This window comes from Terrisporobacter muris (genome assembly GCF_024621905.1).
Classification (GTDB): domain Bacteria; phylum Bacillota; class Clostridia; order Peptostreptococcales; family Peptostreptococcaceae; genus Terrisporobacter; species Terrisporobacter muris.
On the sequence record NZ_JANKBY010000368.1, the window covers coordinates 1 to 3,130 of the forward strand.

3 protein-coding genes are annotated in these 3,130 nt (G+C 27.6%); all 3 read right to left on the bottom strand.

Annotated elements, in window-relative coordinates; all coding sequences use genetic code 11:
• Positions 1-138 precede the first annotated feature (138 nt).
• On the bottom strand, positions 139-1,407 hold the full coding sequence (locus NSA58_RS17880) for an MFS transporter (RefSeq protein ID WP_074079653.1): 1,269 nt from the start codon (positions 1,405-1,407) through the stop codon (positions 139-141).
• 237 nt (positions 1,408-1,644) lie between these two features.
• Positions 1,645-2,409: a DeoR/GlpR family DNA-binding transcription regulator gene (locus NSA58_RS17885; RefSeq protein WP_039680223.1), complete on the bottom strand. Its 765-nt coding sequence runs from the start codon at positions 2,407-2,409 to the stop codon at positions 1,645-1,647.
• Between the two features lie 66 nt (positions 2,410-2,475).
• Positions 2,476-3,030 (bottom strand): helix-turn-helix domain-containing protein, encoded by a 555-nt coding sequence (locus NSA58_RS17890; RefSeq protein WP_257560767.1) that lies wholly within the window; start codon positions 3,028-3,030, stop codon positions 2,476-2,478.
• Between the last annotated feature and the right edge of the window lie 100 nt (positions 3,031-3,130).

Here is a 3,130-nt window from a genome sequence, read left to right on the forward strand (position 1 = left end):
AGTATAGATTATTAACATTATACAGTTAAATATTTAATATACATCACTTGTTATTTGGGAAGTTTTACAAGACTATTATTAGTGTATATTTTATAAAAAATAGCTTCGGTTAAATAAACCAAAGCTATTTTTTATATTTTAAGCAACTTTTTCTTCTAGTTTATTATTTTTCTTTATTGCATTTATTAATAATGTACTTACAACAACTCCTAATATGGCAAATCCTATCATCATCATAAATACCATTCTATATCCTGCAAGTCCTGGATTATTATCTAATACACTTCCATATAATGAGTAAGCAAACATACCTGGTGCATATCCTATGAAACTTCCTATAGACATTGCTGCCCCTGTTATATCATCTGATATATTTATTTCACCCATTGGTGCAAAATATGTAGCTTTCATTGAGAATACTATTGCTCCAAAAGTCAATGTCATAGCCATTCCTAAGTAAACATTTAATGAACTATGTGGTGCTATAACCATTATTATTAAAACAACTATACATGCTATAAATGCTGCTCTTAAGTATTTTGCTGGTGAATGGAACTTCTTATCTGCTAAGTATCCACCTATTGGACCACCAACCATTTTTAAACCATACTGATTTATAACTCCATATGCTCCAACTAAAGCAACTGGTAAAGCATATATATTTTCTAAGAAAGGTATGAAATAAGTTATTCCACAGAATACTGCATAAACAAAGAATGTAGTAAATGCTGCTAACCATATTTCTTTTGTTTTTAATGCAACTATAGGAGAAACTTTAACTTTTTTAGTTTCTTTTCCATCAACTGACTCTGTTTTTTTATCATCTTCAATGAAGAAGAATGCTAATACACCTACAACTATAACTGTTATAGAGTAGAATAATATAGAATTTACAAATCCTAATTTACCTGAACCAAAATAAGCAAATATTCCTAAAGCTGAAAAAGCCACTATTGTATCTACAAGACCTCTACTTGCTTCAAAGTATCCAAACATTCTACCTTGTTCTTCTTTACTTCCTAGCGATTTAACACATTTAAGTAAAACTGGCCAGAATACCATATCATTTGTTAATGCAAATAATGCCCAAATTATTAATACTTCATTGTAACCTGGTAAAGTAGCTAACCATAAACCTAAAAGACCACATCCTATAAGACCTGCTGGTAATAAAATTCTTTTAGATACTCTATCTGACAACCATACGGCTAGTATGAATCCTACAGTAGTTACAGCACCACTTATAGACATTGCATTGCCTAATTGTGTATGTGTAAGACCTAAATATTCTTGCATTGGACCATAAAATGCATCTTTTAAGAAACATAACTTATATATTGTTCCCGCGCCTAGTGTTAAGATTATAAATGTAATCCATTTTTTAATATTTTCTTTTTTACTGTTCAATGTTCTAACTCCTTCATAATTTTATTAATGATTATTTTCCTGCAACTATTATTTATTTAAGATATCTTTATAGTTAGTTTTTTAAGAAATCATTTTCTTTTTTTATTATATAAAGTGTTTTGTGTGATTTCAAGTATTTTTTTGTATTTATGTGTATTTTTATGTGTTATTTCCATAAAACATGCACAAAAAAACAACTCACCAATGATTTGAGTTGCTTTTCTGTGCATGTTTTTATTATTTACAAATTATCTCTATACCATTTTTTAAATATTTATCTAAAATATTTTGATTTATATTGCTGTCAGTTATTATTAAATTAACATCATCAATATGTCCTACCTTTGTCAAAGAAACATTTTCTATTTTACTACTATCTGCTAAAATAATTACTTCTTTTGATGTTTTCATCATAATTTTTTGTATTTGTGCCGTATCAAAATCATAATCGCTAATACCTCTATTTAAAGATACTCCCCCTACACCTATAAATGATCTATCCACTACAAAGTTTTCTAATATATTTTGAGCTAATTGACCATAAAAAGCATATTCTTTATTATCTAAAATCCCACCAGCTAATATAACTTTAATACCTTTATTATTTGCTAATTCCGTTGCAATAACTAACGAATTAGTTACTACTGTTAAATTAGTAAATTTATTTCTAATATTTTTTGCAATTTCTACATTTGTTGTACTATCATTTAGTGCTATAGATTGCCCTTCACTTATATACCTTGTTGCAATATTGGCTATTTCTATTTTTTCTTTTCTAAACTCTTCTTCTCTTTTATCAAAGCTAAGTTTATCAACTGAAACCTTTTTGAGAATGGCTCCCCCATAAACTCGTTGCAATACTCCTTCTTTTTCTAAATGTTCCAAGTCTCTTCTAATTGTTTCTATTGATACATTTAGTTCTTTAATTAATTTGGATACTTTAACTGCACAATCTCTATTTAGAGTTTCTATTATGTATTCATATCTTTCTTGAGCTAACATTTAAATCTCCTATTTTATTAAATTTACTTTTTAATAATTTCACTTTAGCAATATATTAATTTTTTATTAAAAAGATGGTGGTGTAACTGCAAATATTACCTGACACTCTTCATTACTTCTATTTTCCCACTTATGTTGTGACAATGTTGGAATCTTAACACTATCTCCACAGTTTAATTCTATAACTGTGTTCATCATATGAAGGTCCACTTTCCCTTTCATTACATATACAACCTCTTCTCCTTTATGACTAAATTGCTCACTTGATGAAGATTCATTAGCTGGTATTGTCATAAGAACAAATTCTATATCACCTTGTAGATTAGGTGTTAGTAACTCATATGCAAAATTATCATCTTCACTAAATACCATTTTCTTTCTTTTATCTTTTCTTACAACTAAATTTTCTGTATAGCTATCATCAATAAAAAAATTAAACAAAGGAATCTCTAATGCATTTGAAATTTGCTTAATAGTATTTATTGATGGATTTGCAGTTCCTTTTTCTATTTGACTAAGTAAAGAAGATGTTACACCTGTAAGCTGTGCAAGCTCCTTTATAGTTAATCCTTTTCTTTTTCTATATTCACAAATATTTTTTGAAATTTGTACATCATTCATTAATTTTACCTCATTTTATTATAAAAATTCACTTCTTCTTAGCAATGCTAGACGAAATACTTTATATTTCCTGTAAGATATCATTACTATATCTGAAGAT